The sequence below is a fragment of the Streptomyces sp. NPDC020422 genome (assembly GCF_044386705.1).
Taxonomy (GTDB): domain Bacteria; phylum Actinomycetota; class Actinomycetes; order Streptomycetales; family Streptomycetaceae; genus Streptomyces.
In genome coordinates this window covers 429,850-455,375 of record NZ_JBIRVJ010000004.1, presented here as the reverse complement: position 1 = coordinate 455,375, position 25,526 = coordinate 429,850, and the positions used below count along the sequence as shown (strand labels likewise).

The following is a 25,526-nucleotide window of genomic DNA, read 5'->3' as shown; positions in this document are numbered from 1 at the left end:
TGCGTCACCCCTCTTCGGGGGCACCGCTCTCCTCGTCGGCCTTCTTCTCGTCCTTGCCGGCCGGGGCCGCGCCCGGCTGGGGCTCGGCGACGGCCACGCGCGCGGGCCGGATGGTCCGCTCGCCGATCCGGTACCCCGGCTGCAGGATCGCCACGCAGGTCGTCTCGGTGACGTCCGGCGCGTAACTGTGCATCAGGGCCTCGTGGATCGTCGGGTCGAAGGGCTCGCCCTCCTTGCCGAACTGCTGCAGGCCCATCTTGGCGGCGACGGTCTCCAGCGACTCGGCGACCGACTTGAACCCGCCCACGAGCTCGCCGTGGTCCCGGGCCCGGCCGATGTCGTCGAGCACGGGCAGCAGCTCGGTCAGGAGGCTCGCCACGGCGATCTCCTTGACCGTGACCCGGTCCCGCTCGACCCGGCGGCGGTAGTTCTGGTACTCGGCCTGGAGGCGCTGGAGGTCCGCCGTGCGCTCGGTGAGCGCCGTACGGGCCTGGTCCAGCTGAGCCAGCAGGGCTACGTCACTCGCGTCCCCGGCCGGGGCCGCCCCCTCCGCCTTGTCGGCGGTGGCGGCGGCCTCGGTCTCCTCGGGCGTGCCGTCGGCGGGGACTTCGGGCTTCTCCTCGAAGCCCGGGGTCTCCTCCGACATCAGGCAGCGCCGCCCTTCGGCTTGTCCTCGTCGACGATCTCGGCGTCGACGACGTCGTCGTCGGCCGCGGCCTGCTGGGCACCCTCGGCGCCGGCGGCCCCCTGGGCGGCCTGCGCGTCGGCGTACATCGCCTGGCCGAGCTTCTGGGAGACGGCGGCGACCTTCTCGGTGGCCGTGCGGATCTCCGCGGTGTCCTCGCCCTTGAGCTTCTCCTTCAGCTCGGCGACGGCGGCCTCGACCTCGGTCTTGACCTCACCGGGGACCTTGTCCTCGTTGTCCTTGAGGAACTTCTCCGTCTGGTAGACGAGCTGCTCGCCCTGGTTGCGGGTCTCGGCGGCCTCGCGGCGGCGGTGGTCCTCCTCCGCGTACTGCTCGGCCTCCTCACGCATCCGGTTGACCTCGTCCTTCGGCAGCGAGGAGCCGCCGGTGACGGTCATCTTCTGCTCCTTGCCCGTGCCCAGGTCCTTGGCGGTCACGTGCATGATGCCGTTGGCGTCGATGTCGAAGGCGACCTCGATCTGCGGGACGCCGCGCGGGGCCGGCGGGAGGCCGGTCAGCTCGAACATGCCGAGCTTCTTGTTGTACGCCGCGATCTCGCGCTCGCCCTGGTAGACCTGGATCTGCACGGACGGCTGGTTGTCCTCGGCCGTCGTGAAGATCTCGGACCGCTTGGTCGGGATCGTGGTGTTGCGCTCGATGAGCTTGGTCATGATGCCGCCCTTGGTCTCGATGCCGAGGGACAGCGGGGTGACGTCGAGGAGCAGGACGTCCTTGACCTCGCCCTTGAGGACACCGGCCTGCAGGACGGCGCCGATGGCGACGACCTCGTCCGGGTTCACGCCCTTGTTGGCCTCGTTGCCGCCGGTGAGCTCCTTGACGAGCTCGGCGACGGCCGGCATGCGGGTCGAGCCGCCGACGAGGACCACGTGGTCGATCTCGGACAGCTGGATGCCGGCGTCCTTGATGACGTTGTGGAACGGGGTCTTGCAGCGGTCCAGGAGGTCCGCGGTCAGCTGCTGGAACTGGGCGCGCGTGAGCTTCTCGTCCAGGTGCAGCGGGCCCTCGGCGGAGGCCGTGATGTAGGGCAGGTTGATCGTGGTCTCCGTGGAGGAGGAGAGCTCGATCTTGGCCTTCTCGGCGGCCTCGCGCAGACGCTGGAGGGCCATCTTGTCCTTGGACAGGTCGACGCCGTGGCCGTTGGCGAACTGCTTCACCAGGTAGTCGACGACGCGCTGGTCCCAGTCGTCACCACCGAGGTGGTTGTCACCGTTGGTGGCCTTCACCTCGACGACGCCGTCGCCGATCTCCAGGAGGGACACGTCGAAGGTGCCGCCACCGAGGTCGAAGACGAGGATCGTCTGGTCGTCCTTGTCGAGGCCGTAGGCCAGGGCGGCCGCGGTCGGCTCGTTGACGATGCGCAGGACGTTGAGGCCCGCGATCTCACCGGCCTCCTTGGTGGCCTGGCGCTCGGAGTCGTTGAAGTACGCCGGGACGGTGATGACCGCGTCGGTCACCTTCTCGCCCAGGTAGGCCTCGGCGTCGCGCTTCAGCTTCTGGAGGATGAAGGCGGAGATCTGCTGCGGGTTGAAGTTCTTCCCGTCGAGCTCGATCTTCCAGTCGGTGCCCATGTGGCGCTTCACGGACCGGATGGTCCGGTCGACGTTGGTGACCGCCTGGCGCTTGGCGACCTCGCCGACGAGCACCTCGCCGTTCTTCGCGAAGGCGACGACGGACGGCGTGGTCCTGGCGCCTTCGGCGTTGGTGATGACGGTGGGCTCGCCGCCTTCGAGAACGCTGACGACGGAGTTAGTCGTGCCCAGGTCGATGCCGACCGCACGTGCCATTTCGATTCCTCCAGCTGACTGACTTGAGTGGAACTGACTCAAGGATGCACGAGGGCCGGACAGGAGTCAACAGACTTGAGTCGACTCGACTCAAGTCTTCACCCTCGCCCCCACTCATCCGCCCCATCCAAAGGGTCGCAGAGGGCGCGTCATTCCCCGATAAGGACCGGGCGGACGTGAGAGAGTCCGGACATATCCCATGATTCTCGCCGGAAGGTGTGAACGCATGACGGCGAAGCGCGCGGTCGACGTGTCGGTCGGACTCACCCTCCTGCTGCTGCTCTCCCCGCTGATCGCCGCCGTCGCCCTCTCCGTCGCCCTCGGCACCAGCAGCCCGCGCGGGATGCTGCGCCGGCGCCCGGTCGCCGGCCGGGGCGGGCGGACCTTCACGATGCTGACCTTCCGCACCCGCAGCCCGCTGGCCACGCTGCCGCTGCTGCTGCACGTCGTACGGGGCGAGATGTCGCTGGTGGGGCCGTGTCCGCTGGCGCCCGGCCACCGGGAGTCCACGGGCGACGGACGGCGCCGGCTCTCCGTACGTCCGGGGATGACGGGACTGTGGCAGATCAGCGGGCGCTCGGAGCTGCCGTGGGAGGAGCGCGAGCTGCTCGACCTCCACTATGTGGACCACCACTGGCTCGGCATGGACCTGGTGATCCTTGCGCGTACGCTTCCAGCAGTCCGGCGACGTCGCCACGCGCAACCCGCGGCAAGGGTTGCCTGAGCGACACAGATCACCGTGAGCTCCGCTACAGTGCGGCGCCACGAACGGGTAATCTCGGCACGGACTGAATAAGTTACCGCTTAGTAGGCCCGACTGGCCCCCCGCCCGAGGAGCCCCTCATGCAACTCGCCGCGATCATCGTGTCGCTGGCCCTGACCGTGGTCGGCGTTGCCCTGCTCGCTCGCGCCATCGGTCAGTTCGTCCGGTACTTCAAGCTCGGCCAGCCGGTCCCGGCCGGCACCCGGACCGACAACCCCTACCAGCGGAGCGTGACGCTCGTCCGGGAGTTCCTCGGCCACACGCGCATGAACCGCTGGGGGATCATCGGTTTCGCCCACTGGTTCGTCGCCGTCGGCTTCCTGACCCTGCCGCCCACGCTGGCGCAGGCCTTCGGGCAGCTGTTCCAGGCCGACTGGACGCTGCCGGTCATCGGCGGCTTCCTGCCGTTCGAGCTGTACATCGAGTTCATCGGCGTCATGACCACGATCGGCATCGCCGTGCTGATCGTGATCCGCCTGCTGAGCCTCCCGAGCCGGGCCGGCCGCAAGTCGCGCTTCGCCGGCTCCAAGGCGGGCCAGGCGTACTTCGTCGAGTACGTCATCCTCACCATCGGCCTCGCGATCTACGTGCTGCGCGGACTCGAGGGCGCGATCCACCACGTCGAGCACTACGAGGCCGCGTACTTCGCCTCGTACCCCCTGGTCCTGGCCTTCAAGGGCCTGAGCACCGCGACGCTGCAGAACCTGATCTACTTCACCGCCATGGTCAAGATCAGCACCTCGTTCATCTGGATGATCGTGGTCTCGCTGAACACCAACATGGGCGTCGCCTGGCACCGCTTCCTGGCCTTCCCGAACATCTGGTTCAAGCGCAACGCCACCGGCGAGACCGCCCTCGGCGCGCTCCAGCCGATGACCTCGGGCGGCAAGCCGATCGACTTCGAGGACCCGGGCGAGGACGACGTCTACGGCGTCTCCCAGGTCGAGCAGTTCTCCTGGAAGGGCATCCTCGACTTCTCCACCTGCACCGAGTGCGGCCGCTGCCAGTCGCAGTGCCCCGCCTGGAACACGGGCAAGCCGCTCTCCCCCAAGCTCCTCATCATGTCGCTGCGCGACCACGCGCACGCCAAGGCGCCGTACCTGCTCGCGGGCGGCGGCAAGACGATGGAGGGCGAGGAGAAGGCCTCCGAGGAGCAGCTGAAGGACGTCCCCGCCGCGGCCCTGGCCGAGGCCGAGCGCCCGCTGATCGGCACCGCCGAGGAGAACGGCGTCATCGACCCGGACGTCCTGTGGTCCTGCACCACCTGCGGCGCCTGCGTCGAGCAGTGCCCGGTCGACATCGAGCACATCGACCACATCGTCGACATGCGCCGCTACCAGGTGATGATCGAGTCCGCGTTCCCGTCCGAGGCGGGCACGATGCTCAAGAACCTGGAGAAGAAGGGCAACCCCTGGGGCCTGGCCAAGAAGCAGCGCGTCGAGTGGACCAAGGAGGTGGACTTCGAGGTCCCGATCGTCGGCAAGGACGTCGAGGACCTGTCCGAGGTCGACTACCTCTACTGGGTCGGCTGCGCCGGCGCCCTGGAGGACCGCGCCAAGAAGACCACCAAGGCCTTCGCGGAGCTGCTGCACATCGCGGGCGTCAAGTTCGCGATCATGGGCGGCGAGGAGAAGTGCACGGGTGACTCCCCGCGCCGCCTGGGCAACGAGCCGCTGTTCCAGCAGCTCGGCCAGGAGAACGTCGCGATGCTGAACATGGCGTTCGGCGAGGACGACGACGACCCGGAGACGAAGAAGCCGAAGTCGGCGAAGAAGATCGTCTCGACCTGCCCGCACTGCTTCAACACCATCGCCAACGAGTACCCGCAGCTCGGCGGCGACTACGAGGTCATCCACCACACCCAGCTGCTCCAGCACCTCATCGACGAGGGCAAGCTGATCCCGGTGACCCCGGTCGACGGCCTGATCACGTACCACGACCCGTGCTACCTGGGCCGCCACAACAAGGTCTACACGCCGCCGCGCGAGATCATGTCCGCCGTCCCGGGCCTGCGCCAGCAGGAGATGCACCGCCACAAGGAGCGCGGCTTCTGCTGTGGCGCCGGTGGTGCCCGGATGTGGATGGAGGAGCGGATCGGCAAGCGCATCAACACCGAGCGCGTCGACGAGGCCCTGTCCCTCAACCCGGACATCGTCTCCACCGCCTGCCCGTTCTGCCTGGTCATGCTGACGGACTCCGTCAACGGCAAGAAGAACGACGGCAAGGCGAAGGAGAGCCTGCAGGTCGTGGACGTGGCCCAGCTGCTCCTCGACTCGGTGAAGACGCCGGTGGACCCGGAGCCGGCCGAGGAGCCGGAGCCGGAGCCCGCCGCGTAGCCACCCGGCAGGTACGCGTACGAGAGGGCCGCCCCGCAGTGCACACTGCGGGGCGGCCCTCTTCTCGTGCTTCCGCCCGGTCACCCCTCCCGCTGGGTGCGGCGGTGGTAGAGGGCGAAGCCGAGCCCGGCGGCCCCGAGGGCGGCCATGCCGCCGCCGGCGCCGATGAGGGCGGCCTGGTGGGTGCCCTCGGCGACGTTCTCGGCCCCGGCCTTCACGGCACCCTGGGGGACGGTGCCGCGCGGGACGACGACCGTGCTGGTCTCCTTCTGCCGGTGGGTGTCCTTGCCCTGGTGGGCCTTCTGGGCGACGTACTTCTTCACCAGCTTTCCGTCGAGGTCGTAGACCCAGCTGTTGCCGCCCTGCTTCGGGGTGTCGATGACGACGAAGCGGTAGGCGCCCCTGCCCTGCGGGACGAGCTTGTAGGTCCAGCCGTCGTTGACGACGGAGAGGTTCCTCAGGTCGATCTTGCCGAGGTGGTTGCCGTTCGGCATGAAGAACTCGACGCGCGGCCCGTTCTTGCCCTTGTAGATCTTGGCGATGCGCCCGTCGGGCATGGTGATCTTGGCGTGCGCCTGCTGGGGGGCGGGCTTGGGCTTCGGGGTGGGCTTGGGGGTGGGCTTGGGGGTGGGCTTCGGGGTCGGCTTCGGGTCCGGGGTGGGCACCCTGTCCATCCAGGAGCGGACCGAGCCGTCGGGGTCGAGGACGATGTGCAGGCCGTTGTTCTGGCCGTAGGCGGGCTGCCCGGTGGTGGTCAGGGTGTCGAGGAGGCTGCCCCCGGCCCAGATCTCGGCCTCGTACTGGTCGGTGCCGGTCTTGTAGACCTTGGCGACCGAGCCGTCGGCGAGCCGGTACGACTGGACGAAGGCCCGCTCGACGGGAGGGTCGACCTGCGTCTGCCCGTGATCCTGCCCCTGGTCCTGCGTCTGACCCTGGTCCTGCCCCTGGTCCTGCGTCTGCCCCTGGTCCGGGGTCTGGTTCTGGCTCTGCCCCTGCTCGGTCGGCGCGGGGCTGTCGGCGAAGGCGGCGGCCGCGGGAAGCGAGAGGGCGGCGATGGTGCCGGTGGCGATGGCTGCGGTACGGAGGGTCCGACGGGCGATTCGCATGGGAAAGTTCCTTTTGCCTGGCTTGTTCGGCGACAAATCCAAGGTAGGGGCCCGATATGTTCGGCTTCCATAGGATCTGTAACAGCGGTCACAAGGTCGCCCGGCGCCCGTGTAACCCCCCGCCGGCGCCCCCGAACCCCTAGGTGCGCCCCTCTGCGCGCCCCTAGGGGATGTCACAGCTCTGCCGCACTCCGCCGCGGGGGCGCGAGCGCGCCGCGGGAGCGGGTACGTTCTCTGACGTGGCTGGATTCAGGAACGGACGCGGCCGGGCCGGTGGCCCCCCGCAGCAACCGCAACAACCGCAACGCCCGCAGCAGGCGCCCTACGGGTACAACGCGGCACCACCGCCGTACCCGCAGCAGCAGGGCGGCCAGGCGTACGGCGAGCCCGAGTACTTCGGCGACCCGCACCCGCAGCACCACCAGCAGCAGTACACGGCGGCGAACAACCCGGGCCACACCCAGGTCTTCAGCGTCCACGACGACCCGTACGGCGCGGGCGCGACGTACCAGGCGGGGGCGGCCCCCGTCCTGACGGGCCCGAGGCTGCCGTGGAAGGCCCTGCTGAGCGGCATCGTGACGCGCCCGGCGGACACCTTCCTGCAGATGCGGGACCACGCCGTGTGGGGCCCGGCGCTGATCGTCACGTTCCTCTACGGACTGCTGGCGATCTTCGGCTTCGACGAGCCGCGCGAGGAGGCGATCAACGCCCCGCTGTCGACGGCCGTCCCGGCCGTGCTGATGACCGGCGTCGGCTTCGTCATCGGCGGACTGATCCTGGGCGCGGTCACCCACACCCTGGCCCGCCAGCTCGGCGGCGACGGCGCCTGGCAGCCGACCGTGGGCCTGTCGATGCTGATCATGTCGATCACCGACGCCCCGCGCCTGGTCTTCGCCCTCTTCCTGGGCGGCGAGAACGGCCTGGTCCAGGTCATCGGCTGGCTGACCTGGCTGGCGGCCGGCGCCCTGTTCACGCTCATGGTGAGCCGCTCCCACGACCTCCCGTGGCCCAAGGCCCTGGGCGCCTCGGCGATCCAGTTGGTGGCGCTGCTGAGCCTGATCAAGCTGGGCACGGTCTAGCAGGTCCCGCACCGCACGCGAGAGGGCCCCCGCCGGACGGATCCGGCGGGGGCCCTCTCGTACCGCTCCCGGGCTCAGGCGTCGAGGACCTGGCCCTCGCGCTTCACGACGGGCGGCTCGACCGACCAGGGGAAGTTGATCCAGTCGTCGGTCTTCTTCCACACGTACTCGCACTTCACGAGGGAGTGCGACTTCTCGTAGATGACGGCCGAACGGACCTCGGCGACGTGGTCGACGCAGAAGTCGTGGACGAGCTTGAGCGTCTTGCCGGTGTCGGCGACGTCGTCCGTGATCAGGACCTTCTTGTCCGAGAAGTCGATCGCGTCCGGCACGGGGGCCAGCATGACCGGCATCTCCAGGGTGGTCCCGACGCCGGTGTAGAACTCCACGTTCACCAGGTGGATGTTCTTGCAGTCCAGCGCGTAGGCCAGGCCGCCGGCGACGAAGACGCCGCCGCGGGCGATGGAGAGCACGATGTCGGGCTCGTAGCCGTCGTCGGCGATCGTCTGGGCCAGCTCACGGACGGCGGTGCCGAAGCCCTCGTACGTCAGGTTCTCGCGTACTGCACTCATGCCGGCTACCGCCTCACACCTGGGTCCGATGGAAGTTCATGTAGGAACGGGAGGCCGTCGGCCCCCGCTGCCCCTGGTACCGCGATCCGTACCGCTCGCTGCCGTACGGGAACTCGGCGGGCGAGCTCAGCCGGAACATGCACAGCTGCCCGATCTTCATTCCCGGCCAGAGCTTGATCGGCAGGGTCGCCAGGTTCGACAGCTCCAGGGTCACGTGCCCCGAGAAACCGGGATCGATGAACCCGGCGGTGGAGTGCGTGACGAGCCCGAGCCGTCCCAGGGAGCTCTTCCCTTCCAGCCGGGAGGCGATGTCGTCCGGCAGGGTGATGACCTCGTAGGTCGAGGCGAGCACGAACTCGCCCGGGTGCAGGATGAACGCCTCGTCCCCCTCCGGCTCGACCTCGCGCGTCAGGTCCAGCTGCTCGATGGCGGGGTCGATGTGGGGGTGGCGGTGGTTCTCGAACACCCGGAAGAAGCGGTCAAGCCGCACGTCGATGCTCGAGGGCTGCACCATGGATTCGTCGTACGGGTCGATGCGCACCCGTCCGGCGTCGATCTCGGCCCGGATGTCCTTGTCTGAGAGAAGCACGCTCCCACGATACGCAGAGGGTGCGGAGCTGCCCCAATCGGGAAGACCCCGCACCCTGCGGACATCGTCAGCGCTGCCCGATCTCCACGGGCACCGCGTGCCGCAGCCGCGCACACCGTGGACACCTCACGAGCCGCCCGGGCCCGATCCGCGCGGCATCGAGATGCTGCAGCGGAAACGAAGCGGTGCTGAAAACGTGCCCCTCGGCACAACGGACGACGGTGCGCTCCATCGAACCCATCAAGTCCCTTCCCCGACAAGTGGTGGACGAGACAGCCACATTAGGGGATCAACGGGACACCACTCCAGGCGGCACTCCGCCCGCTCCGAGCAGGCTCGGCGGGCGCTTCGGAGAAGGGAACTTCGCCTCAAGTGGCCCATGGGGTACAGTGTGCAACGATGCCGCACCGATCTTCGGGGCGTCACTGCGGATGTAGTTTAATGGTAGAACATGAGCTTCCCAAGCTTATAGCGCGGGTTCGATTCCCGTCATCCGCTCTTGAACGAAGCCCCAGGTCAGCGACCTGGGGCTTCGTCGTTGTTCTCGGGGCCGCTGCTCACCGGCACTCGTCGCCCCCGCGGTGCGTCGGGTCGGGGGCGCACAGCCAGCCGTTGACGGCGAAGCGGCTGTCCTCGTGCTGCTTTCCGGGGCATACGACCGGGCGTACCTCGTGCCAGGCGGTGGGCAGGAAGAAGACGATGCTGTCGTGCTCGGGCTCCCAGTCCCGCCAGGTACGTTCCTCCCACTCCCCGGTGGTCTCGGTGTGCAGCGGCAGGGCGGCGTCGAAGACGCGCAGCTCGCCGCCCCCGAACGGCCGGGGCGTGCGGTGCAGGTAGTACACGAAAGTGAGCAGACGGCGGGGGGAGTACGCGACGCTGGTGTCCTGGTGCGGCCCGTAGAAGTCACCGTCGTTGTGCACGTTGAGACCGTAACTGGGCTCGGTGCGGCGGCAGTCGACTCCCAGAACGTGCTCGACTGCCTCTCGTACGTCGTCGATGGCCGCCAGTAGCTCGGGTGCCTGAAAATCGGAGCAAGAGCGGGATCTGCGCAGGTCAGGGGCCAGCTCCCGGTCCCGGACCAGGGAAGGCTTGAGCCGGTCGCCGGTGGAGGCGATGGCACGCTCCAGCAGGAGGCCGGCCGTCCTCTCGCCCAGGAACCCGGTGATGCGGCAGACCGTCACCGGGAGCCGCCAGATCGCATCCGTGGACACCGGCGACAGACCCTGCGTCGTCATCGCCCCGCCCCGGACGGAGTGCCCGCCACGGCCTCGCGCAGCACAGCGACTTCGGCCCTGAGGTCCTCCACGTGGCGCTGGAGCGCCTGGATGCAGACCAAGGACACGCCGAGGCCGTCGACGACGGGGATCCTGGTGTCGTCCGGGTTGAAACCGAAAGCGGCGTGCCAGTCCTGGGCCATCGGCCCGAGGTGACGGACGCCCTCGGGCTCCCAGAGGTAGCGCCAGGTGCCGACCGGCAGCGCGGCCACGGCGTCCAGGACGGCGAAGCCGTTGACCGCGCCGACCGGGGACACGACGATGCTGTCCCGTGGACCTGCCGCGGAAGGGTCCGGAGAAGCGTCGCCGGCCGCCCGGGGCCGCCTGCTGAGGATCCGGATCCGCATCGTCACCGGCTCCAGTCGACCGGGACCACGTCCTGCTTGAGCCCACGGTCACTGCAGAGCGAACACGGGGAGCCCGGCACCCCGGGCCCCTGGTCGGTGCCGACGGTGATCGCCCCGTGGGCCCCGACGGGAGCGTGCACGCCGTCGCCGACGAGCGCGGCTTCGTAGCCGCCGAGCAGCTCCTGAAGGGTTCCGGGACCCAGGTTCTCCGGGGCGGTGATCGAGGCCACACCGTCGTAGTCGGTGAAGGCGGCCCCCAGCGTCCGGCCGCCGACGGTGGCGAACACGATCTTCGCTCCCCGGACGGGCTCCCCGGTGATGGCGTCGGAAGCCATCGCGTGGATGTTCTCCAGTTGCATCTGGGTGACGTTCAAGGTGGCCTGGCTGGTCGTGAGCCTGACCGGCTTGAGGCTGGGGCATTCCGCGCCGCTGCACGGCGCGGGCGACGAGGGGGTCGCGGTCGCGGCGACACCGCTTCCCGCCCCCATCGACGCAAGAGCGGCTGCCATCACCGCGACGGTCCTACGACCGACAGAACCCATGTCCACTCCCTGGGAGCCGCTCGGGCGCGCTCCGCACCGGCGTGGAAGGCCGGGACGGTCCTGGCGCATGCGGCACTCGACCGATGCCGCCCCCGTGGGACGACGCGAACGACCGTAGCCACACCTGTCCGGCGTGGGTGCCCGATGAACACGAGTACGCACCATCTGATGAATCGCCGACGGCGCCGTGACGAACGCGGACGATTCATACCGGCCGACGGGGGGCCGCCCTGAGCACCGGTCCTGAACCGACGTGCCCCGTGGTCTCCCGCCGCGGGCGTCCCGCACGCACCGGCCCCGCCGTCGCTCCCTCAAGGAGGACGGACACCGGGCGTTGCCGGGTGGGGAGGCCGGCGCGGACCGTGGCCATGGCCGGTTCGTCGGTGCTGGTGTCGACGTAGACGGATTCCAGTTCGCCGATCCCGTGGTCGCCGGGGTCCACCACGTCCTGGTTGCGTCGCTCGCGGATGTCCGCTGCCCGGATCATGCCGCTCCTCCCCGCTCGGTCGCCGGCGGGGGAAGCGTGGCACCGAGGAGCTCGGTGGCCTGCGTGATGTTGTCGGCGTGGACCGCGCGGGCCATGGCCGCGCGGGCGGCCTCCGGTGGTGTGTCCGGCGGGACGACCATCAGGGAGAAGTGGTCGTTGTCGCCGCGGGTGATCAGGACGGTGTCGTCGCCGACGGGGAAGGAGTCGAGGTGCACGACCCGGCCGTCGACCACCAGGCGGGTCGGGATGCCGTTCCAGGCGGAGGCGTCCAGGCCGACCCGGGTGACGGGCCCGAGGTGCTCGGTCAGGGCGGTGAGCAGCGACGGGAGCTCCCGCTCGACGTCACGCGAGCGCGGCCACCACGCGCCGTCCAGAAGGCTCTGCCGGGACCCCGTCGTCTCCATCCGGAGCAGCGCGGTGCCCGGCCCGACCGACCGGTGGATCTCGTCCGGCAGGAGGCGCTGGGGCGCCGGGACGTGGTGGGGGGAAACGTTCGCGTCGGTCATGGTGGTCCGCCCGTCCACGGGTGGTGCCGCTTCCGCCCGGGTCGGTGCCACGGCGGACGCCGGGCCGGCGGGCGGGGCGACGACCCCGCACTTTCACCGTACTCCGGGAGGACGCGCGGACGCGCAGCTCTCCGTCGGGGAACCGATCGGCTCCCGGGCTCCGGACGTACCGTGGACGTATGGGGGCGTACCCGCCTCACTTCGGTCGCCCGGGCAGGCCCCGGGGGAAGGACGGTGCCGTCCTGGACCGCAACGAGCCGGACGCCGGAGCCCCGTCGCCGCCGGGGACGCCGAAGTCAGGATCGTCTCCGCCTCCACGGACGCCGCCCGCAGAGTGGCCGACACCCTGCGCCACCGTCTCGCCGACGGTCAGCGGTGCGGCTGACCCGCCCCGGGCAAGGGCACCCGCCTGCGTCCCACCGTCGACACCACCCGCACCGCCGGGCCGGGCCTGACTGACCACCGGCCGTCCCCAGCGGGGCACCGGGCCCCACGCCGAGGGACCCTGACCGGGCAGCCGGAGTCGGCGGACGCGCGTGGCGGCCCCGGCCACCGCGAAGCATCCTGGAAGCCGCACCGCGATGCCGCAGGATCGGCCCGTCGGCACCGGTCCACAGTGTCGCCCCGCCGCTCGCCTGGAGGCCCCGGATGACCGTCGGACGGTACGAGGACGGGGATCCCGACCGCTCGGAGAGCTTCGGGGAGATGCTACTGGGCGGGCTCCTGGACCACGCCCACGCGCTGCCGCCCGACCGGGTGGGGCCGGCTCTCGCCGACGCGATCGCCCGGATCGGGGGCCGCGAGGTGCGGATCCTGCTCCAGGACTACGGCCAGCGGAATCTGGTCCCCCTGGCCGGGGACGGACTGGAGGACGGCGATCCCGTGCCCATCGACGGTTCGGCGGCCGGTCGCTGCTTCCTCACCTCGCGTCCGGTCGAGGTACCGGTGGCCGAAGGGGTGCGGGTCCACGTCCCGCTGCTCGACGGCGGCGACCAGGCCGGCGTCCTGGCCGTCACGCTGGACGCGGTCGACGACGACGCCCGCCGCCTCCTGCGCAGGCTCGCGGCCCTGGGCTCCGACATCATCCGGACCAAGAACGGCTACACCGACCTCTTCTTCCGCACCCGCCGCGGCGAACCGATGAGCGTCGCCGCCGAGATCCAGTGGTCGCTCCTGCCGCCCCTGGCCATGACGATGCCCCGCGTCGCCGTCGCCGGAGTCCTGGAACCCGCCTACGACGTGGCCGGAGACAGCTTCGACTACGCCCTGAACGGCGACGTCCTCCACCTCGCCATGATCGACGCCATGGGCCACGGCCTGGACGCGGCGACCATGGCGACCGTCACCATCGGGGCCTACCGGCACGCCCGCCGCACCAGCGTCGAACTCTCCGAGATCTACCTCTTCATGGACCGGGCCGTCGCCGAGCAGTTCGCCCCCGACCACTTCGTCACCGCCCAGATGCTGCGGCTCGACACCGGCACCGGCCGCCTCCAGTGGGTCAACGCCGGACACCCCGCCCCCATGCTGATCCGCGACCACCGCGTCGTACGCCGCCTGAACAGCCCCACCACCCTCCCCGTCGGCTTCGGCGGAGACCAGCCGCAAGTCAGCGAAGTGACGCTCGAACCCGGGGACCGGATCCTCTGCTTCACCGACGGCCTGGTCGAGGAACACGAGAGCGGGCAGGAGGAGTTCGGCGAGGACCAGCTGATCAACTGGGTGAACCAGCTGGACAGGGCGGACCGGGAGGTGCACGCGGTGGCGCGGGACCTGTCCCACACCCTCAAGCGGGCACGTGGCGAGGCCACTTCGGATGACGCCACGCTCCTCCTGGTCGAGTGGCGCGGGTGACGGAGGGACGTGCCGCGGGGTGAGGTCACCGACGCCGACCGGGCGGATGCTCCCGGCCCGGGAAGTCGGCCGGACGGACACCACTCGTCCGCCCCCGGCGCGGAGTAGGCTGAAGGTACCGGGAGTAACTCGAACACCCGCTCCCACGCGGACGTCGTTTCCGGCGATCAAGACACTGGGCCGCCCTGCAGGGCGGCCCGGAGACGGGTCCGCGATCATGACCGCCACCCTCGCACCCTCGCATTCGGCGCGCCTTTCGCTGACGCCGAAGACCACACTCGCCGGTCTCCTGGACGGCGCCTGGTGGCCTCGCTCGCGTGACCTCGCCGCTGAGCTTCCGCCCCTGGTCGACGCGCTGGAAGAGCGCTTCGGACGCATCACACGGGTCACGGTGAACCCCACCCGCTGGCCCGTCGTCCCGCACAAGGTCGCCGTCGCCGGGCACACCGTGCACGTCGGCTGGTTCACCGAACAGGATCCCGACAAGATGATCCTGCTCTCCTACACCGTCGGCCGCGTCGACCTGCTGGTGATACCGCCCGAGACCGAACCCGCCGCGGCCACCCGGCTCATGGCGGCCGCCGCCGTCCCCGGCAGCGTCCTCACCGCCGGTGTCCTGATGTCCGACGAAGCCGCGACCGGCCGCCGCATGCGCGACGCACGCAGCAGCGAGGACGCCTGGGAGACGGACGGAGGAGCCGCCCTGCCACCCCTCCGGCACCCGGTCGTCGGCGCGCGGATGATTCCGCTGCCGAAGAACACGCGGTGGTGACGACATGGAGACCCTGATCGCACTCGCGGCAGTCGCCGTGCTGATCACGCTCGGCGCGCGCCTTGTCCACCGGCTCAACGCCCAACACGACGCACGCATCGCCGCCCGCCACTACAGCGACCCCTTCCCGGCCATCTTCCGACCGCCCGGTCACAACCCCCACACGCCGACAGAGCAAGCCGCCCGCCGCAGGGCCACGGGCACCTGGCCCTGACCGCTCCAGAGACCACTCCTCCGACCGAAGGCCGCGGGCGGGGCACCCGACACCCGGGACAACCCACCCGCCGGCCTCTCGCTCACCCGTGAAGGGACCACGCCCCTTGTACCGCACCGACACCGCGGCCCTGCCCTCGGCCGGACAGGCCGAGATCCGCATCGTCGCCGCCACCCCCGAAGCCGCCCGCACGGTCGCCGAGGTGATCCGCCGCTCGTTCGCCGGGACGGAACAGCGCAGCTACCCCGTCCTCGACGGCGGCACCCGGCTCCACCTCACCGTCGACACCGAAACCGCCGCAGAGCCCGCCCGCTCCTGGCTCACCACCAGCAGATCGTCCCCTCTCACCGGCACCCACGTCGACGAAGTCTGAGCGGAATCGGACCCTCACACGACGAAAGGACTCGGTCATGGCCACACTCCGCGAACGACAGGGGTACCGCGAGCGGGTCCTGACCGCCCTCTACGAAGCCACCGAAGGCAACCGCCTCCTCGGCATCACGGGACGGAAGCTGCGCAACGACCTGCGCATCCCGGAGGAAGACCTGGCCGCCGCCTGCACCTACCTCACCGGCGAGGGCCTGATCAGCGTCGACTGGGAACCGGGCAACACACCCGCGATGGTCTCCCTCACCCACCAGGGAATCCTCCGCATGGAGGCCGAAGAACAAGAGCGCGGCTGAGCCGGACCACCCCGACGTCCCGCTCTCGCCCGGCCCGCCCGGCCGAGAAGTCGTACGATTGAACACGGATCGAGCACGCTCACGTGTGACGATCCGGAAGGGCGGCCCCGACGGAGTGAATGCGCCGGGGCCGTTGTGACGACCGCCGCCAGGCCCGCGCACCCGGCGTCTCGGACGTGGCACCGGCAGGTGCGTCGGCGCCCGTCGTCCCTCGCGACGCCAGTCAGCGTCGGCCCGGAGATCCGCCGTCGGGGCCCGCGCGCTGTCGCGGGCCCCGACCCCTTCCGTCGTCTACTGCATGACGCAGAGGAGCGGGGGCGCCAGGCGGCAGTGGATCAGAGTCCTGCGAGGTGCGGGTCGCGGAGGCGGGGCGGGACGGCGGTGCCCTGGTTCGCGCGGTTCCCCGTGTGCGAGGAGAACCGCTGCGAGCATCGGAACGCAGGTCAGGAGCAGGAACGTCATGACCGGCCTGCCGCCGTCAGGGAGCCTGCATGGGCCCGCTGCCGTCGTGTTGGTGCAACGGCGTTCAGAAGGTGCTGAACGGCCCGGGAGGGGTTCGCGAGTCTGAGACGGCGTCCCTGCTGGGGCCACAAGTCGAGGACGGCCAGGAAACCGGAGTCGCAGAAGGTGACCCGGGAGGCGTCCAGGACGAGCCCGGTGCAGCCGTCGTCGGCCGCCGAGGCCAGCAGTGCCCGCAGCGGGGCGGCGCTGAAGTGGTCGATCTCTCCGGCGAGGCGGACGACCAGGGTGGTGCCGAGGGTGGTGCAGGAGTCGACGACTATGACGCCGGGCGCGGTGTCCGCGCCCGAGTCGTGCACGACGGGACGAGCGGGGGTGGCGAGAGCGGCGGACAGTATCGGTGCGGCGCTTGAAGTACTCACGTCCCCATCAACGCCTCCCGCCCGGGGACGGGGAACGAGCCACGCGACCCTTTCACCCCATGTGACCAGCACTGATCCCCGACAAGGGGGAAAGATTCCACCCGAACGAGGCAGGCGGACGCCCATGATGCGACCGCTGTCCTCCGGAATCGCCGCGACCGCGCCCCGAGTGGGAGCGGCTGCGAGGGGGAGCGTCTCCCCGGGCACCCTGCTGGAGACCCGTCGCGTGCCCCATCCGTGCCCTTCACGGCGGTGAACAGCGGTCACCAGGGGTGCGGGCGGAACCCCTCGGAACACCCTGCGAAGATGCTTGCCCGCAGGTCAGAGGCCATGTGGGCGGCCAAGGCGACGGTGATTCCCAAGCTTATAGCGCGGGTTCGATTCCCGTCATCCGCTCTTGAACGAAGGCCCAGGTCAGAGACCTGGGCCTTCGTCGTTGCCCGGACGCCCCTGGCACTCGGCCCTCCGCGGCGGCGGCTCCCCGTCCGACGGGGCGGCTCCCCGTCCGAGTCAGGTCGGCGCCCTGACGACCCCGCGTCCCGGCCGGCCCTCTTTCGAAACACCGCATTCGGATTGCACGAATAGCTGCGTCCGCGGCCTGAGATTTCATCCGCCCTCGCATAGAGGGTTTTCACCGGCGGCCACCCGGGAGAAATATGCGACAACCGGAGGACACGGAGACGTGCTAGTGTCTGTCGCAGTTGCGGTTTTGGTACCCGACAAGACTTCGAGCGCTCCCGTCGACCACGCGCCACTCGGAAGCACTTTGCAATTCCGGCATTCTCCGGCAGGGCATCATCGCGGCGACACGGCGACCGTACGACACCGGCGCCGGTGCCCCCTCTTCTGAGCCGTACCGCTCGATTCCCCGGACCAGCTTCCGCCCGCAATTCCTTTTCGCCCATGACGCCACGCGTTTTCCGTGCGTCATTTTCGCTTTCGCTTCTCGCATTCCATTCGGCCCGTACCTGTGATTCCTCATGCTGCTCCTACGCTGCGGATCTCCTTGATGCGTGCCGTATCAAGGAAGGTTCTGAATGAACCCCACACGTAGCAACGGCCGTTCTTCCCGCACCCGCCGCAACGGCGCTCCCGCCTTCGGCTCCCCCTCCGGTTCGGCCCGGGGCGGTCGCTTCGGTGCCTCGTCCGCCCCGAACCGTTCGGGTGCTCCCCGCCGCTCGGCAGGGCAGGGCCGGCGGCCCGCCCCGGTGCAGGGCGAGTTCGCCCTGCCGAAGACGATCACTCCGGCGCTGCCCGCCGTCGACGCCTTCGCCGATCTCGACATGCCGAAGACCCTGCTGGCCGCGCTCACCGCGCAGGGCGTGTCCGTACCGTTCCCCATCCAGGGCGCGACGCTGCCGAACTCCCTGGCCGGCCGTGACGTCCTCGGCCGCGGCCGGACCGGCTCCGGCAAGACGCTCGCCTTCGGCCTGGCCCTGCTCGCTCGCACAGCCGGACAGCACGCCGAGCCCCGTCAGCCGCTCGCGCTCGTCCTGGTCCCCACCCGGGAACTCGCCCAGCAGGTCACCGACGCCCTCACCCCCTACGCCCGCGCCGTGAGGCTGCGCCTGGCCACCGTCGTCGGCGGAATGCCGATCGGCCGGCAGGCGAACGCGCTGCGCAGCGGTGTCGAAGTCGTCGTGGCCACCCCCGGCCGCCTCAAGGACCTCATCGACCGCGGCGACTGCCGGCTCAACCAGGTCGCGATCACCGTCCTGGACGAGGCCGACCAGATGGCCGACCTGGGGTTCATGCCCCAGGTCACCGCCCTGCTGAACCAGGTCAGGCCCGAGGGCCAGCGGATGCTGTTCTCCGCGACCCTGGACCGCAACGTCGACCTCCTGGTCCGCCGCTACCTCACCGACCCCGTCGTCCACTCCGTCGACCCCTCCCAGGGCGCGGTCACGACGATGGAGCACCACGTCCTGCACGTACAGGGCGCCGACAAGCAGCGGCTGACCACCGAGATCGCGGCGCGCGACGGCCGGGTGATGATGTTCCTGGACACCAAGCACGCCGTGGACCGGCTCACCGAGGACCTCCTGCGCAGCGGCGTGCGGGCCGCTGCCCTGCACGGCGGCAAGACGCAGTCGCAGCGCACCCGCACCCTGGCCTGGTTCAAGAGCGGACATGTCACCGTGCTGGTCGCCACGAACGTCGCGGCCCGCGGAATCCACGTCGACCAGCTCGATCTCGTGGTCAACGTGGATCCGCCGACCGATCACAAGGACTACCTCCACCGCGGCGGACGCACCGCCCGGGCCGGCGCGTCCGGCAGCGTCGTCACCCTCGTCACGCCCCAGCAGCGCCGGGGCATGAACCGTCTCCTGCAGGCCGCGGGCATCGTCCCCGAGACCAGCCAGGTCCACTCCGGCGAGGCGGAGCTGATCCGGATCACCGGCGCCCAAGCCCCCTCCGGCATCCCGGTCACCGTCACGGCACCGGCGCCCGAGCGCCCCAAGCGCCGCACGTCCTCGTCCCGTGGTCGGCGCGGCTCCGCCTCGGCCACCCGGCGGGCCGGCGCCCGTCGGCCCGTCGCCGCGGCAGCGGCCTGAGAACCCCGTGACGGCCCTGCGCCTGCCGCTGCCGGAGTCTCCGTCCCCGGGACACAGCCCGCGGCGGAGGCGCGTGGGCGCATACTGGCAGCAATGACGAAGCCCAGTGCACCGAAGCGCATTCTGCCCACCAGTCCCTTCAAGGCCCCGGTCACGCGGCCGCCCAAGACGTTCGCCGTAGGCGACCAGGTCACACACGACGTGCACGGCCTCGGCCGGGTCACCGCCATCGAGGACGGGACAGCGGCGGTCGTGGACTTCGGCTCGACGCAAGAGCGGATCCTGAGTCCGTACGCCAAGATGAGCAAGCTGTAGGACCGCCGTTCCCGGCCCCGGCACACCGGATCCCGCCACGCGCTAGGACCCGCCGCGCCCGCCGCGGCCCGTGACGGCGGGCTGTCCGGCGAGCGCCTGAACGACGCAGGCCCTGGTCGAAAGACCAGGGCCTTCGTCGTCGGGCCGGCGGTCAGAACTCCAGTACCTCGCGGTCCAGCGGATAGCGCGCGCGGTGGGGGCCGTCGTACGGGGAGGGGATGACCGGCAGGACACCGGTGGGCTGCAGGCCCAGGTTGTCGTCCCAGATGCGGGGTTCGACCCGTCCGGCGACGCGGAACTCCCGGAAGGTGAACGGCGGGCTGTCGGTCGGGAAGAACTCGGGCGTGGTCATCACCTGGAAGTGCAGGTGTGGCGTGGTCGAGTTGCCGCTGTTGCCGATCCGCCCGAGGATCCGACCGGGTTCGACGTGGTCGCCCTCCCGGACCCTGAGCGATCCGGGCTCCAGGTGGGCGTAGAGCAGGTAGCGGCCGGGCGCGACCTCCACGGTGACGTGGTTGCCGACGGTCTGCTCGATGGGCGGGACCGGCGGTGTGACGGGCGGCGTGTTGTCCGGGATCCCGTCCTGGACCTCCACCACCCTGCCGCCTGCCGCCGCCACGACCGGCTGCCGGTAGCTCAGGTAGCTGGTGAGCCGCGCGGGGTCGCCTTCCCAGGTCTGTCCCCGCTCGCCGACCTTGTACCAGTCGATCGCGAAGCGCTGCGGTACGTAGAAGCCGCCGTCGATCGGGGCGAGGCCGCGGCGGTGGTGGGTGTTGCCGCAGCAGGACTCGCTGGAGTACCAGGTGCCGGGGCGGACCGGCGGGTCCAGGTCCAGCGGAGCGGTGCGGTCGGTCGGGGTGATCCGGACCGTCTCCTCGAACGGGGAGGAGCCGGATGTGGTGAGGACGGCGCCCGAGAGGTGGTGTTCGAGGACCTTGGGCACCCGCTGGCCGTGGTCGAGGGTCAGGTCGAGCCAGACCACCCACTGCTGGGAGCCCGGGATCACGGTCGGCGTCCGCCCCGGCGGCGCCGGCGTGTACCCGTCCGCGCCCGGCAGGGGGTCGCCCACCGGGTTGGCGGCGTCGGCCAGCTCCTGTCCGCTGAGCGAGCCCACCACCCTGTGCGTGCGGGCGTCCTGGACCTCGACACGGTCGAGGCGCACCCGTGCGCTGCTGGGCAGCGCGTTCGTGGTGAGCAGTTCGTACGAGAGGTGCGTCCTGCCGTCCGTCGCGCGGAACGGCGCCGGTTCGGTCATCACGGCCGCCGTCAGGGGCGTGAACCGGGGGCCGGGCGTCGGCGTCGGCGTGGTCGCGGCGGCGCCGTATCCGGGTGCGGTCGAAGCCGTCAGCATGCCGGCCGCGAGTACGGCGGCGGCGAGCCCGCGACGCAGCGGACGGCGGCCGGTGCTGTGGTGAGGGTGGCGCTCTGCCATGGTGCTCTTCCAGTCGTCGGGTCCGCCCCGCGCCGAGGCGCAGGCCCATGTGTAACCCGGCGTCGCCCGCCTGCGGGCCGAGGGCACCGGAGCCGCGGCCGAACTGCACCCGTCCAGCCGCATCGCCCAGCGAGGCCCGGGGGCGGCCCGTTGCGCGGGCTCGTTCGCCGGCGCCTGCCCGACCGGCGGGGGTCTGGCGGCGGGCGTCTGGTGGCGGGCGTCTGGCGACGGGTGTCCGGCGGCGGGTGTCCGGCGGCGGGTGTCCAGCGCCGTCCAGCGGCGAGGGTCCAGCGGCCCGCGTCGGCGACGGGCGACCGGCGACCGGCGACCGGCGTCAGCGATCGGCATCCAGCGGCGGGTGTCTAGCGGTCGGCCCGAGCTTCGGCCAGGCGGGCCGTCGCCGCGCTCAGCCACAGCAGGCCGAGGCCGGCGCCGGCGGTGAACGCCAGGACCGAGGCGGCCGAGGCCGTGAAGCCGACGAGGACGGCCACGGGCACGATGCGGGAGGCGACGGCCCAGCCGTGGCGGCCGCGGGCGGCGAGCGGGCGGGCGAGGACGAAGAAGGCGGCGCACAGGGCGAGGTAGCCGACCATGCCGCCGAACATGTGGACGGCGCCGTGCCCGCTCATCACCGGCGTCTCCGGCGCCCCGACGGGAAAGCCCGCTCCGGCGTCGGCCGGGAAGGCCGCCGCGACCCAGAAGGAAGCGCCGAAGACGCCGACCAGGACCGGCCCCCACGTCCCCCCGGGCCCCCCGCGCAGCACCCGCCGCAGCCCGGCCGCGCCGGCGATCAGCAGCGCACCGGTGAGCACGAAACTTGCCGTCTGGATCCAGCCCGCCGCGCCGAGAGCCAGCTGGCTGATCGCGTTCCGCGTGAAGTCGAAGCCGTCGCGCGTGAATCCCTGCACGAGGCCGACGGCCAGGAACAGCGGACCCGCCACCACGCCCCCGGTCGCGGCCCACCGCGCCGCGGATCGCGGCACGGGCGCGGCGGAGACGACGGGGCGGGGCTCGGCGAGCGTGTCGGTCATGACGGGGCCTTCCTCGGTTCGGCGTTGTCGCTCATATGACCGACGGCGAGGCACCACGTCATCGCTCCCCTCGATGTGCACTGGATCACACGAGGGGGTGCCGCGGAACAGGGCCGGTTCGCCCCTGCCCGGGTGCGTGACCTCGCAGGAGGTCCCGCCAGTCGGCGGGCCAGTTGGCCAGGGCGAGGGCGCCCATGATGACGAGGTGGGCAGGCGCCGCCCAACTCTCCGTGGCCGGATCGTGGTTGACGATGTGGGTGGTGGCCGCGCCGGTGAGCACGAACATCAGCGTCGTGGCGCCCAGGAAGCGGGTTCGTCCGTCGGGGATCACCAACAGGACGGCGGCCGCGCCTTCCAGGGCTCCGACCACGAAGCGCATCCAGGACGGATATCCCCACTCGGCGAACTTCACGGAGTACGCCGGGCTGAACACCGTGTCGCCCGGCCAGTACTTGGTGACGGCGCCCAGCGCGAACTCCAGGGCGAGGAAGCAGTACAGACCGGTCATCAGTCGCTTCGACATGGGTGTCCCTTCTGCCTGCTAAGCGGCGGGCTGCCAGGCGAACCCGTCCGGGTCGGTGAAGGCCTCGGCGGTGCCCCCGAGGACGATGCGGTGCGAACCCGTGCCGTCGACGGGCACTCCGAGGTCCTTGGCGAGGGCTCGGCGCTTGTACAGCGCCAGCTTGACGGGGCTGGACTGACCGGCGGCGAACTCGGCGTACTTGCCGCCGAAGCTCTTCGCCACGGTCAGGCCCCGTCCGACGTAGAACTCCTTGGTGGCCTTCACGTCCTCGACGCCGACCAGCAGGACGACCTCGTCGATCTCGCGGGTGTCGGGGCCGGTGTCCTTCTTCTCCGAGGTCGCGATCTTCCAGATCGTCCCGTCCGGGGCCTGGACGACGCCGCTGTAGCCCCAGAACGACTTCGCGGCGGGCTTCAGGACGGTGGCGCCGGCGTCCACGGCGGCGCCGAGGAATCCGTCGACGATGGCCGGACGGGACACCGTGAGCGCCAGGGTGAAGCCGCGGAATCCGGTGGAGGGCGCCTCGGACGCCCGCAGGCCCACGTACGTGTCCACGCCGAAGGCGCGGTAGAAGCGGCGAGCGGACGGGAGATCGGCCACCTCGAGGGTGACGGACGCGAGGGAGGTGACGGCTGCGGTGGAAGCGGTGGTTGCCATGACCCTCACGCTAGGGGCCGTGCCACGGCCGGGGCTTCTCGATTCCTGACCGGTCTCGACGCTGGCTTCGCCCGGCGCCGGAAGGACCGAGGCGAGCCGGTCGGAACGCGTCAGGCCGGTCGGTCCGAGTCGGGCCGCTCCAGTGCCTGTCGGTCCGAGGCGGGCGGATTCAATATTTGCCCTCGCCGAGGGAGATTCTCGCCGGCGGCACGGAAAGGATTTCTTGCGGCGGCACGCGGGCGTCGAATTCGCAGCGCACACACGAAGCAGCGGCGTGCTACGGTCGAATCAGTTGCAGTTTTGGTACCCGATAATTCGAACGCCCCGCCGGCCGCGTGCCACACGGAAGCGTTCTGCATTCCGGTCTCATTTTCCGGGCAGGGAATCATCGCGACGAAACGGCGTCCGCAAGGTGCGGACTCCGCTGCACCGCCCCAAGGAGATGTGACATGGCTGCTGGCACCGTGAAGTGGTTCAACGCGGAAAAGGGCTTCGGCTTCATCGAGCAGGACGGTGGCGGCCCCGACGTGTTCGCCCACTACTCGAACATCGCCACCCAGGGCTTCCGCGAGCTCCAGGAGGGCCAGAAGGTCTCCTTCGACATCGCGCAGGGCCAGAAGGGCCCGACGGCCGAGAACATCGTTCCCGCCTGACGCTGACGCGCGCCGCGCGGCTGGGGCCCGCATCCTCTTTCGAGGGTGCGGGCCCCAGCTTTTTTGGGCCGTTCCGGCGATTTCCGGCACCGAATTGACATCCGCCGTCTCCGCCTGAATTCCCGGACAGCCGCGAGGGCCCGGCCGGCGCATGCCGGTCGGGCCCTAGCGCGCCTCGCCTCAGTGGTCGGAGTACGTGACGTCGCCGATCGTCCAGGCGCTGATGTCCGCGATCGAGACGCGGTACATGCCGCCCGTCTCGGGAATTCCCACCGCGCCCTGCAGGATCCGCGCCATGTGGAAGTGCAGGTGCGTGGGCGGCTCGTGTCCGCCACCGGCGGCGAAGACGGCGGAGAACTCGCCCAGGCGCTCGGAGTCCGCCAGGACCTCCGAGACCCTCTGCCGCCACACCGCCTCGGGAGCCAGCCGGCCCGTGATGACAGCACCCCCGGTGACGACGGTCAGGGACATCTGGTTGCTCTGCCCGGACTCGACCAGCCTGGCAACGTCAACAAGCAGCTCGTCAATCTTCGACATGCGAGCGATCCTACGAGTCACCGCGCCCCGTCCGCCGGTCGTCCCCCTGGGTGACGACCGTTCGGGCGCGCCGGCGCAGGGGGCCACCGCAGCCGGGAGACCGGGGGCGCTCCTGCCCGGCCCCGACTGTCTCCTCTCCCCGATCCCGAAAATCTACTGCGGCCACGATAGACATCGGCGTGTGGGTGGGTTATGTTTTTTCACGTAACGCCGAGAGACAAGAGGGCCTGGCAGACACGAACTGCCGGCAGCAGTACAGGTAGTCGCAGTGCGCAGGACAGTGCGGCGGCGGAGTTTCGAAGCCAGGGTGTTGCAGGACGGCGACGGGACTGGCGGCCGCACTGGGCGGCCCGCAGTGATCAGGGGCCGCCACGAGCGGGATCGCGGCCATGAGGCCGAGGCGACACCCGCGGGAGCAGTGATGCGGTACCCCGGGTGAAGGCGTCGGGCTGCGGACGCGCGCACCCGGGAGAAGTCGAGGATCAAGGAGAACGGAGGAACGCATCGCCATCAGGATCGCCCGGGCAGGGAGTCTCGCGTCCGGGTACCGCAGGACATCGTGAGCGAGGTGGTCTTCGGTCAGGCAATCGCGATCCCCGCACCCCCGGCAGCGACCAGGCCGGGCGGGCGGACACAGAAGGCCGGCGCTTCATCAGGGCCGGCAGGTGGTGTAGTAGTTCCTTCAGGGCCCTGGTGCCAGTACTGGCACCAGGGCCCCTCTATGCGTTTCACGGAGAGGTGCAAATGACGGCAGATGACTCGTACGACCGTCTCGACGACGACGATTACCCCGCCTACACCATGGGCAGAGCCGCCGAGATGATCGGCGCCACCCAGGGCTTCCTCCGCGCCATCGGAGAAGCCCGCCTGATCACACCCCTGCGCTCCGAGGGCGGCCACCGCCGCTACTCCCGCTACCAGCTCCGCATCGCCGCCCGCGCCCGCGAACTCGTCGACCAGGGCACTCCGATCGAGGCCGCCTGCCGCATCATCATCCTCGAGGACCAGCTCGAAGAAGCCCGCCGCATCAACGCCGAGTACCGCCGTGCCGCCGAATCCGGCACGCCCCCCGAGCAGCCCTGAACCAAGGCGCGACCGATGCCGGCCCCGGTCACCGGGCCTGAGCCTGTCGATGCCGCTCTCCGGGCCACGGCGGCCAGGTCGCTCCGGGCCACGACGATCGGGCCGGTTCCGCCACGCGGCCGCGGGCCGGCCGCCCGAGCGGCGGCGAGGACCGTCGAGGCCGGCGGCGAGGACCGTCGAGGCCGGCGCCGAGGCCGATGTCGAGGCCGGCGTCGAAGCCGGTGCGGAGGGCGGCGCCGTGGTGG

27 protein-coding genes, 1 tRNA gene and 1 pseudogene are annotated in these 25,526 nt (G+C 70.7%); 13 read left to right on the top strand and 16 right to left on the bottom strand.

What is annotated here, in order from left to right:
• Positions 1 to 4: 4 nt before the first annotated feature.
• Together grpE and dnaK are read right to left on the bottom strand one after the other, a co-directional pair.
• Positions 5 to 646: a nucleotide exchange factor GrpE gene (gene grpE, locus ACH414_RS12905; protein WP_382539491.1), complete on the bottom strand. Its 642-nt coding sequence runs from the start codon at positions 644 to 646 to the stop codon at positions 5 to 7.
• Entirely contained in the window at positions 646 to 2,490 is a 1,845-nt protein-coding gene (gene dnaK / locus ACH414_RS12900; protein ID WP_382539488.1) for a molecular chaperone DnaK, read from the bottom strand. The genes grpE and dnaK overlap by 1 nt, the downstream gene beginning before the upstream one ends.
• Before the next feature lie 226 nt (positions 2,491 to 2,716).
• Here dnaK and ACH414_RS12895 point away from each other — a divergent pair, with 226 nt between their 5' ends.
• Together ACH414_RS12895 and ACH414_RS12890 are read left to right on the top strand one after the other, a co-directional pair.
• Positions 2,717 to 3,214, top strand: coding sequence for a sugar transferase (locus tag ACH414_RS12895; protein ID WP_382539484.1), 498 nt, complete (start codon positions 2,717 to 2,719; stop codon positions 3,212 to 3,214).
• A 119-nt stretch (positions 3,215 to 3,333) separates the two neighbouring features.
• Positions 3,334 to 5,589: a (Fe-S)-binding protein gene (locus tag ACH414_RS12890; RefSeq protein ID WP_382539481.1), complete on the top strand. Its 2,256-nt coding sequence runs from the start codon at positions 3,334 to 3,336 to the stop codon at positions 5,587 to 5,589.
• A gap of 80 nt (positions 5,590 to 5,669) precedes the next feature.
• On the opposite strand, the gene ACH414_RS12885 is transcribed toward ACH414_RS12890, so the two are convergent.
• The gene (locus ACH414_RS12885) at positions 5,670 to 6,695 is read right to left on the bottom strand and encodes a hypothetical protein (RefSeq protein WP_398941779.1); all 1,026 of its coding nucleotides are present in this window, start codon (positions 6,693 to 6,695) and stop codon (positions 5,670 to 5,672) included.
• A 239-nt stretch (positions 6,696 to 6,934) separates the two neighbouring features.
• On the opposite strand from ACH414_RS12885, the gene ACH414_RS12880 reads away from it, so the two are divergent.
• Positions 6,935 to 7,774, top strand: coding sequence for a Yip1 family protein (locus ACH414_RS12880; RefSeq protein WP_398941777.1), 840 nt, complete (start codon positions 6,935 to 6,937; stop codon positions 7,772 to 7,774).
• 74 nt (positions 7,775 to 7,848) lie between these two features.
• Here ACH414_RS12880 and ACH414_RS12875 read toward each other — a convergent pair whose 3' ends face one another.
• Both ACH414_RS12875 and dcd read right to left on the bottom strand, forming a co-directional pair.
• On the bottom strand, positions 7,849 to 8,346 hold the full coding sequence (locus tag ACH414_RS12875; RefSeq protein ID WP_382539472.1) for a phosphoribosyltransferase: 498 nt from the start codon (positions 8,344 to 8,346) through the stop codon (positions 7,849 to 7,851).
• Positions 8,347 to 8,359: 13 nt separating this feature from the next.
• Entirely contained in the window at positions 8,360 to 8,935 is a 576-nt protein-coding gene (dcd, locus tag ACH414_RS12870; RefSeq protein WP_046910319.1) for a dCTP deaminase, read from the bottom strand.
• 427 nt (positions 8,936 to 9,362) lie between these two features.
• Here dcd and ACH414_RS12865 point away from each other — a divergent pair.
• Positions 9,363 to 9,433, top strand: a tRNA-Gly gene (locus tag ACH414_RS12865).
• Positions 9,434 to 9,492: 59 nt separating this feature from the next.
• Here ACH414_RS12865 and ACH414_RS12860 read toward each other — a convergent pair.
• The 5 genes and pseudogenes from ACH414_RS12860 to ACH414_RS12840 all read right to left on the bottom strand — a co-directional run bounded on the left by ACH414_RS12860 (position 9,493) and on the right by ACH414_RS12840 (position 12,091).
• Entirely contained in the window at positions 9,493 to 10,170 is a 678-nt protein-coding gene (locus ACH414_RS12860; RefSeq protein WP_386563428.1) for a 2OG-Fe(II) oxygenase, read from the bottom strand.
• Positions 10,167 to 10,466 carry a tail fiber domain-containing protein gene (locus tag ACH414_RS12855; protein WP_240495383.1) on the bottom strand — a complete coding sequence of 100 codons (300 nt, stop codon included), beginning with the start codon at positions 10,464 to 10,466 and terminating at the stop codon, positions 10,167 to 10,169. Before ACH414_RS12855 ends, ACH414_RS12860 begins: the two co-directional genes overlap by 4 nt.
• A 92-nt stretch (positions 10,467 to 10,558) precedes the next feature.
• Positions 10,559 to 11,065, bottom strand: coding sequence for a hypothetical protein (locus tag ACH414_RS12850; RefSeq protein WP_240495382.1), 507 nt, complete (start codon positions 11,063 to 11,065; stop codon positions 10,559 to 10,561).
• Positions 11,066 to 11,390: 325 nt separating this feature from the next.
• Positions 11,391 to 11,585 (bottom strand): annotated as a pseudogene (locus ACH414_RS12845) (PRC-barrel domain containing protein); the annotation flags it as partial.
• Positions 11,582 to 12,091, bottom strand: a complete 510-nt coding sequence (locus ACH414_RS12840; RefSeq protein WP_398941774.1) for a DUF5994 family protein — start codon at positions 12,089 to 12,091, stop codon at positions 11,582 to 11,584. The pseudogene ACH414_RS12845 and the gene ACH414_RS12840, both read right to left, overlap by 4 nt.
• Before the next feature lie 648 nt (positions 12,092 to 12,739).
• Between ACH414_RS12840 and ACH414_RS12835 the strand changes: the two genes are divergently transcribed.
• The 5 genes from ACH414_RS12835 to ACH414_RS12815 all read left to right on the top strand — a co-directional run bounded on the left by ACH414_RS12835 (position 12,740) and on the right by ACH414_RS12815 (position 15,614).
• A complete protein-coding gene (locus tag ACH414_RS12835; RefSeq protein WP_398941773.1) occupies positions 12,740 to 13,945 on the top strand; it encodes a PP2C family protein-serine/threonine phosphatase in 1,206 nt (401 codons plus the stop codon).
• A gap of 217 nt (positions 13,946 to 14,162) precedes the next feature.
• Positions 14,163 to 14,717: a DUF5994 family protein gene (locus tag ACH414_RS12830; protein WP_386563421.1), complete on the top strand. Its 555-nt coding sequence runs from the start codon at positions 14,163 to 14,165 to the stop codon at positions 14,715 to 14,717.
• A gap of 4 nt (positions 14,718 to 14,721) precedes the next feature.
• The gene (locus ACH414_RS12825) at positions 14,722 to 14,931 is read left to right on the top strand and encodes a hypothetical protein (RefSeq protein ID WP_398941771.1); all 210 of its coding nucleotides are present in this window, start codon (positions 14,722 to 14,724) and stop codon (positions 14,929 to 14,931) included.
• A 106-nt stretch (positions 14,932 to 15,037) separates the two neighbouring features.
• Positions 15,038 to 15,304, top strand: a complete 267-nt coding sequence (locus ACH414_RS12820) for a hypothetical protein (RefSeq protein ID WP_386563415.1) — start codon at positions 15,038 to 15,040, stop codon at positions 15,302 to 15,304.
• Between the two features lie 37 nt (positions 15,305 to 15,341).
• A complete protein-coding gene (locus ACH414_RS12815; protein WP_319009453.1) occupies positions 15,342 to 15,614 on the top strand; it encodes a hypothetical protein in 273 nt (90 codons plus the stop codon).
• 458 nt (positions 15,615 to 16,072) lie between these two features.
• Here the strand turns inward: ACH414_RS12815 and ACH414_RS12810 are convergent, their stop codons facing one another.
• Positions 16,073 to 16,495, bottom strand: a complete 423-nt coding sequence (locus ACH414_RS12810) for an STAS domain-containing protein (protein ID WP_164986352.1) — start codon at positions 16,493 to 16,495, stop codon at positions 16,073 to 16,075.
• A gap of 1,037 nt (positions 16,496 to 17,532) precedes the next feature.
• Here ACH414_RS12810 and ACH414_RS12805 point away from each other — a divergent pair.
• Positions 17,533 to 19,050 carry a DEAD/DEAH box helicase gene (locus ACH414_RS12805; protein ID WP_382539469.1) on the top strand — a complete coding sequence of 506 codons (1,518 nt, stop codon included), beginning with the start codon at positions 17,533 to 17,535 and terminating at the stop codon, positions 19,048 to 19,050.
• Positions 19,051 to 19,143: 93 nt separating this feature from the next.
• Positions 19,144 to 19,365, top strand: coding sequence for a hypothetical protein (locus ACH414_RS12800; protein WP_382539466.1), 222 nt, complete (start codon positions 19,144 to 19,146; stop codon positions 19,363 to 19,365).
• A 151-nt stretch (positions 19,366 to 19,516) separates the two neighbouring features.
• On the opposite strand, the gene ACH414_RS12795 is transcribed toward ACH414_RS12800, so the two are convergent.
• The 4 genes from ACH414_RS12795 to ACH414_RS12780 all read right to left on the bottom strand — a co-directional run bounded on the left by ACH414_RS12795 (position 19,517) and on the right by ACH414_RS12780 (position 23,008).
• Positions 19,517 to 20,797 (bottom strand): M23 family metallopeptidase, encoded by a 1,281-nt coding sequence (locus ACH414_RS12795; RefSeq protein ID WP_382539463.1) that lies wholly within the window; start codon positions 20,795 to 20,797, stop codon positions 19,517 to 19,519.
• 362 nt (positions 20,798 to 21,159) lie between these two features.
• On the bottom strand, positions 21,160 to 21,828 hold the full coding sequence (locus ACH414_RS12790) for a DUF998 domain-containing protein (protein ID WP_398941768.1): 669 nt from the start codon (positions 21,826 to 21,828) through the stop codon (positions 21,160 to 21,162).
• Positions 21,829 to 21,913: 85 nt separating this feature from the next.
• Positions 21,914 to 22,351: a DoxX family protein gene (locus ACH414_RS12785; protein WP_386563401.1), complete on the bottom strand. Its 438-nt coding sequence runs from the start codon at positions 22,349 to 22,351 to the stop codon at positions 21,914 to 21,916.
• An 18-nt stretch (positions 22,352 to 22,369) separates the two neighbouring features.
• Complete coding sequence (locus tag ACH414_RS12780; protein ID WP_382539458.1) at positions 22,370 to 23,008, bottom strand: glyoxalase; 639 nt, start codon at positions 23,006 to 23,008, stop codon at positions 22,370 to 22,372.
• A gap of 449 nt (positions 23,009 to 23,457) precedes the next feature.
• On the opposite strand from ACH414_RS12780, the gene ACH414_RS12775 reads away from it, so the two are divergent.
• The gene (locus ACH414_RS12775; protein ID WP_190223980.1) at positions 23,458 to 23,661 is read left to right on the top strand and encodes a cold-shock protein; all 204 of its coding nucleotides are present in this window, start codon (positions 23,458 to 23,460) and stop codon (positions 23,659 to 23,661) included.
• 180 nt (positions 23,662 to 23,841) lie between these two features.
• On the opposite strand, the gene ACH414_RS12770 is transcribed toward ACH414_RS12775, so the two are convergent.
• Positions 23,842 to 24,198: a hypothetical protein gene (locus ACH414_RS12770; protein WP_382539454.1), complete on the bottom strand. Its 357-nt coding sequence runs from the start codon at positions 24,196 to 24,198 to the stop codon at positions 23,842 to 23,844.
• Positions 24,199 to 24,942: 744 nt separating this feature from the next.
• Between ACH414_RS12770 and ACH414_RS12765 the strand changes: the two genes are divergently transcribed.
• Positions 24,943 to 25,281: a MerR family transcriptional regulator gene (locus ACH414_RS12765; RefSeq protein ID WP_382539451.1), complete on the top strand. Its 339-nt coding sequence runs from the start codon at positions 24,943 to 24,945 to the stop codon at positions 25,279 to 25,281.
• Positions 25,282 to 25,526 lie beyond the last annotated feature (245 nt).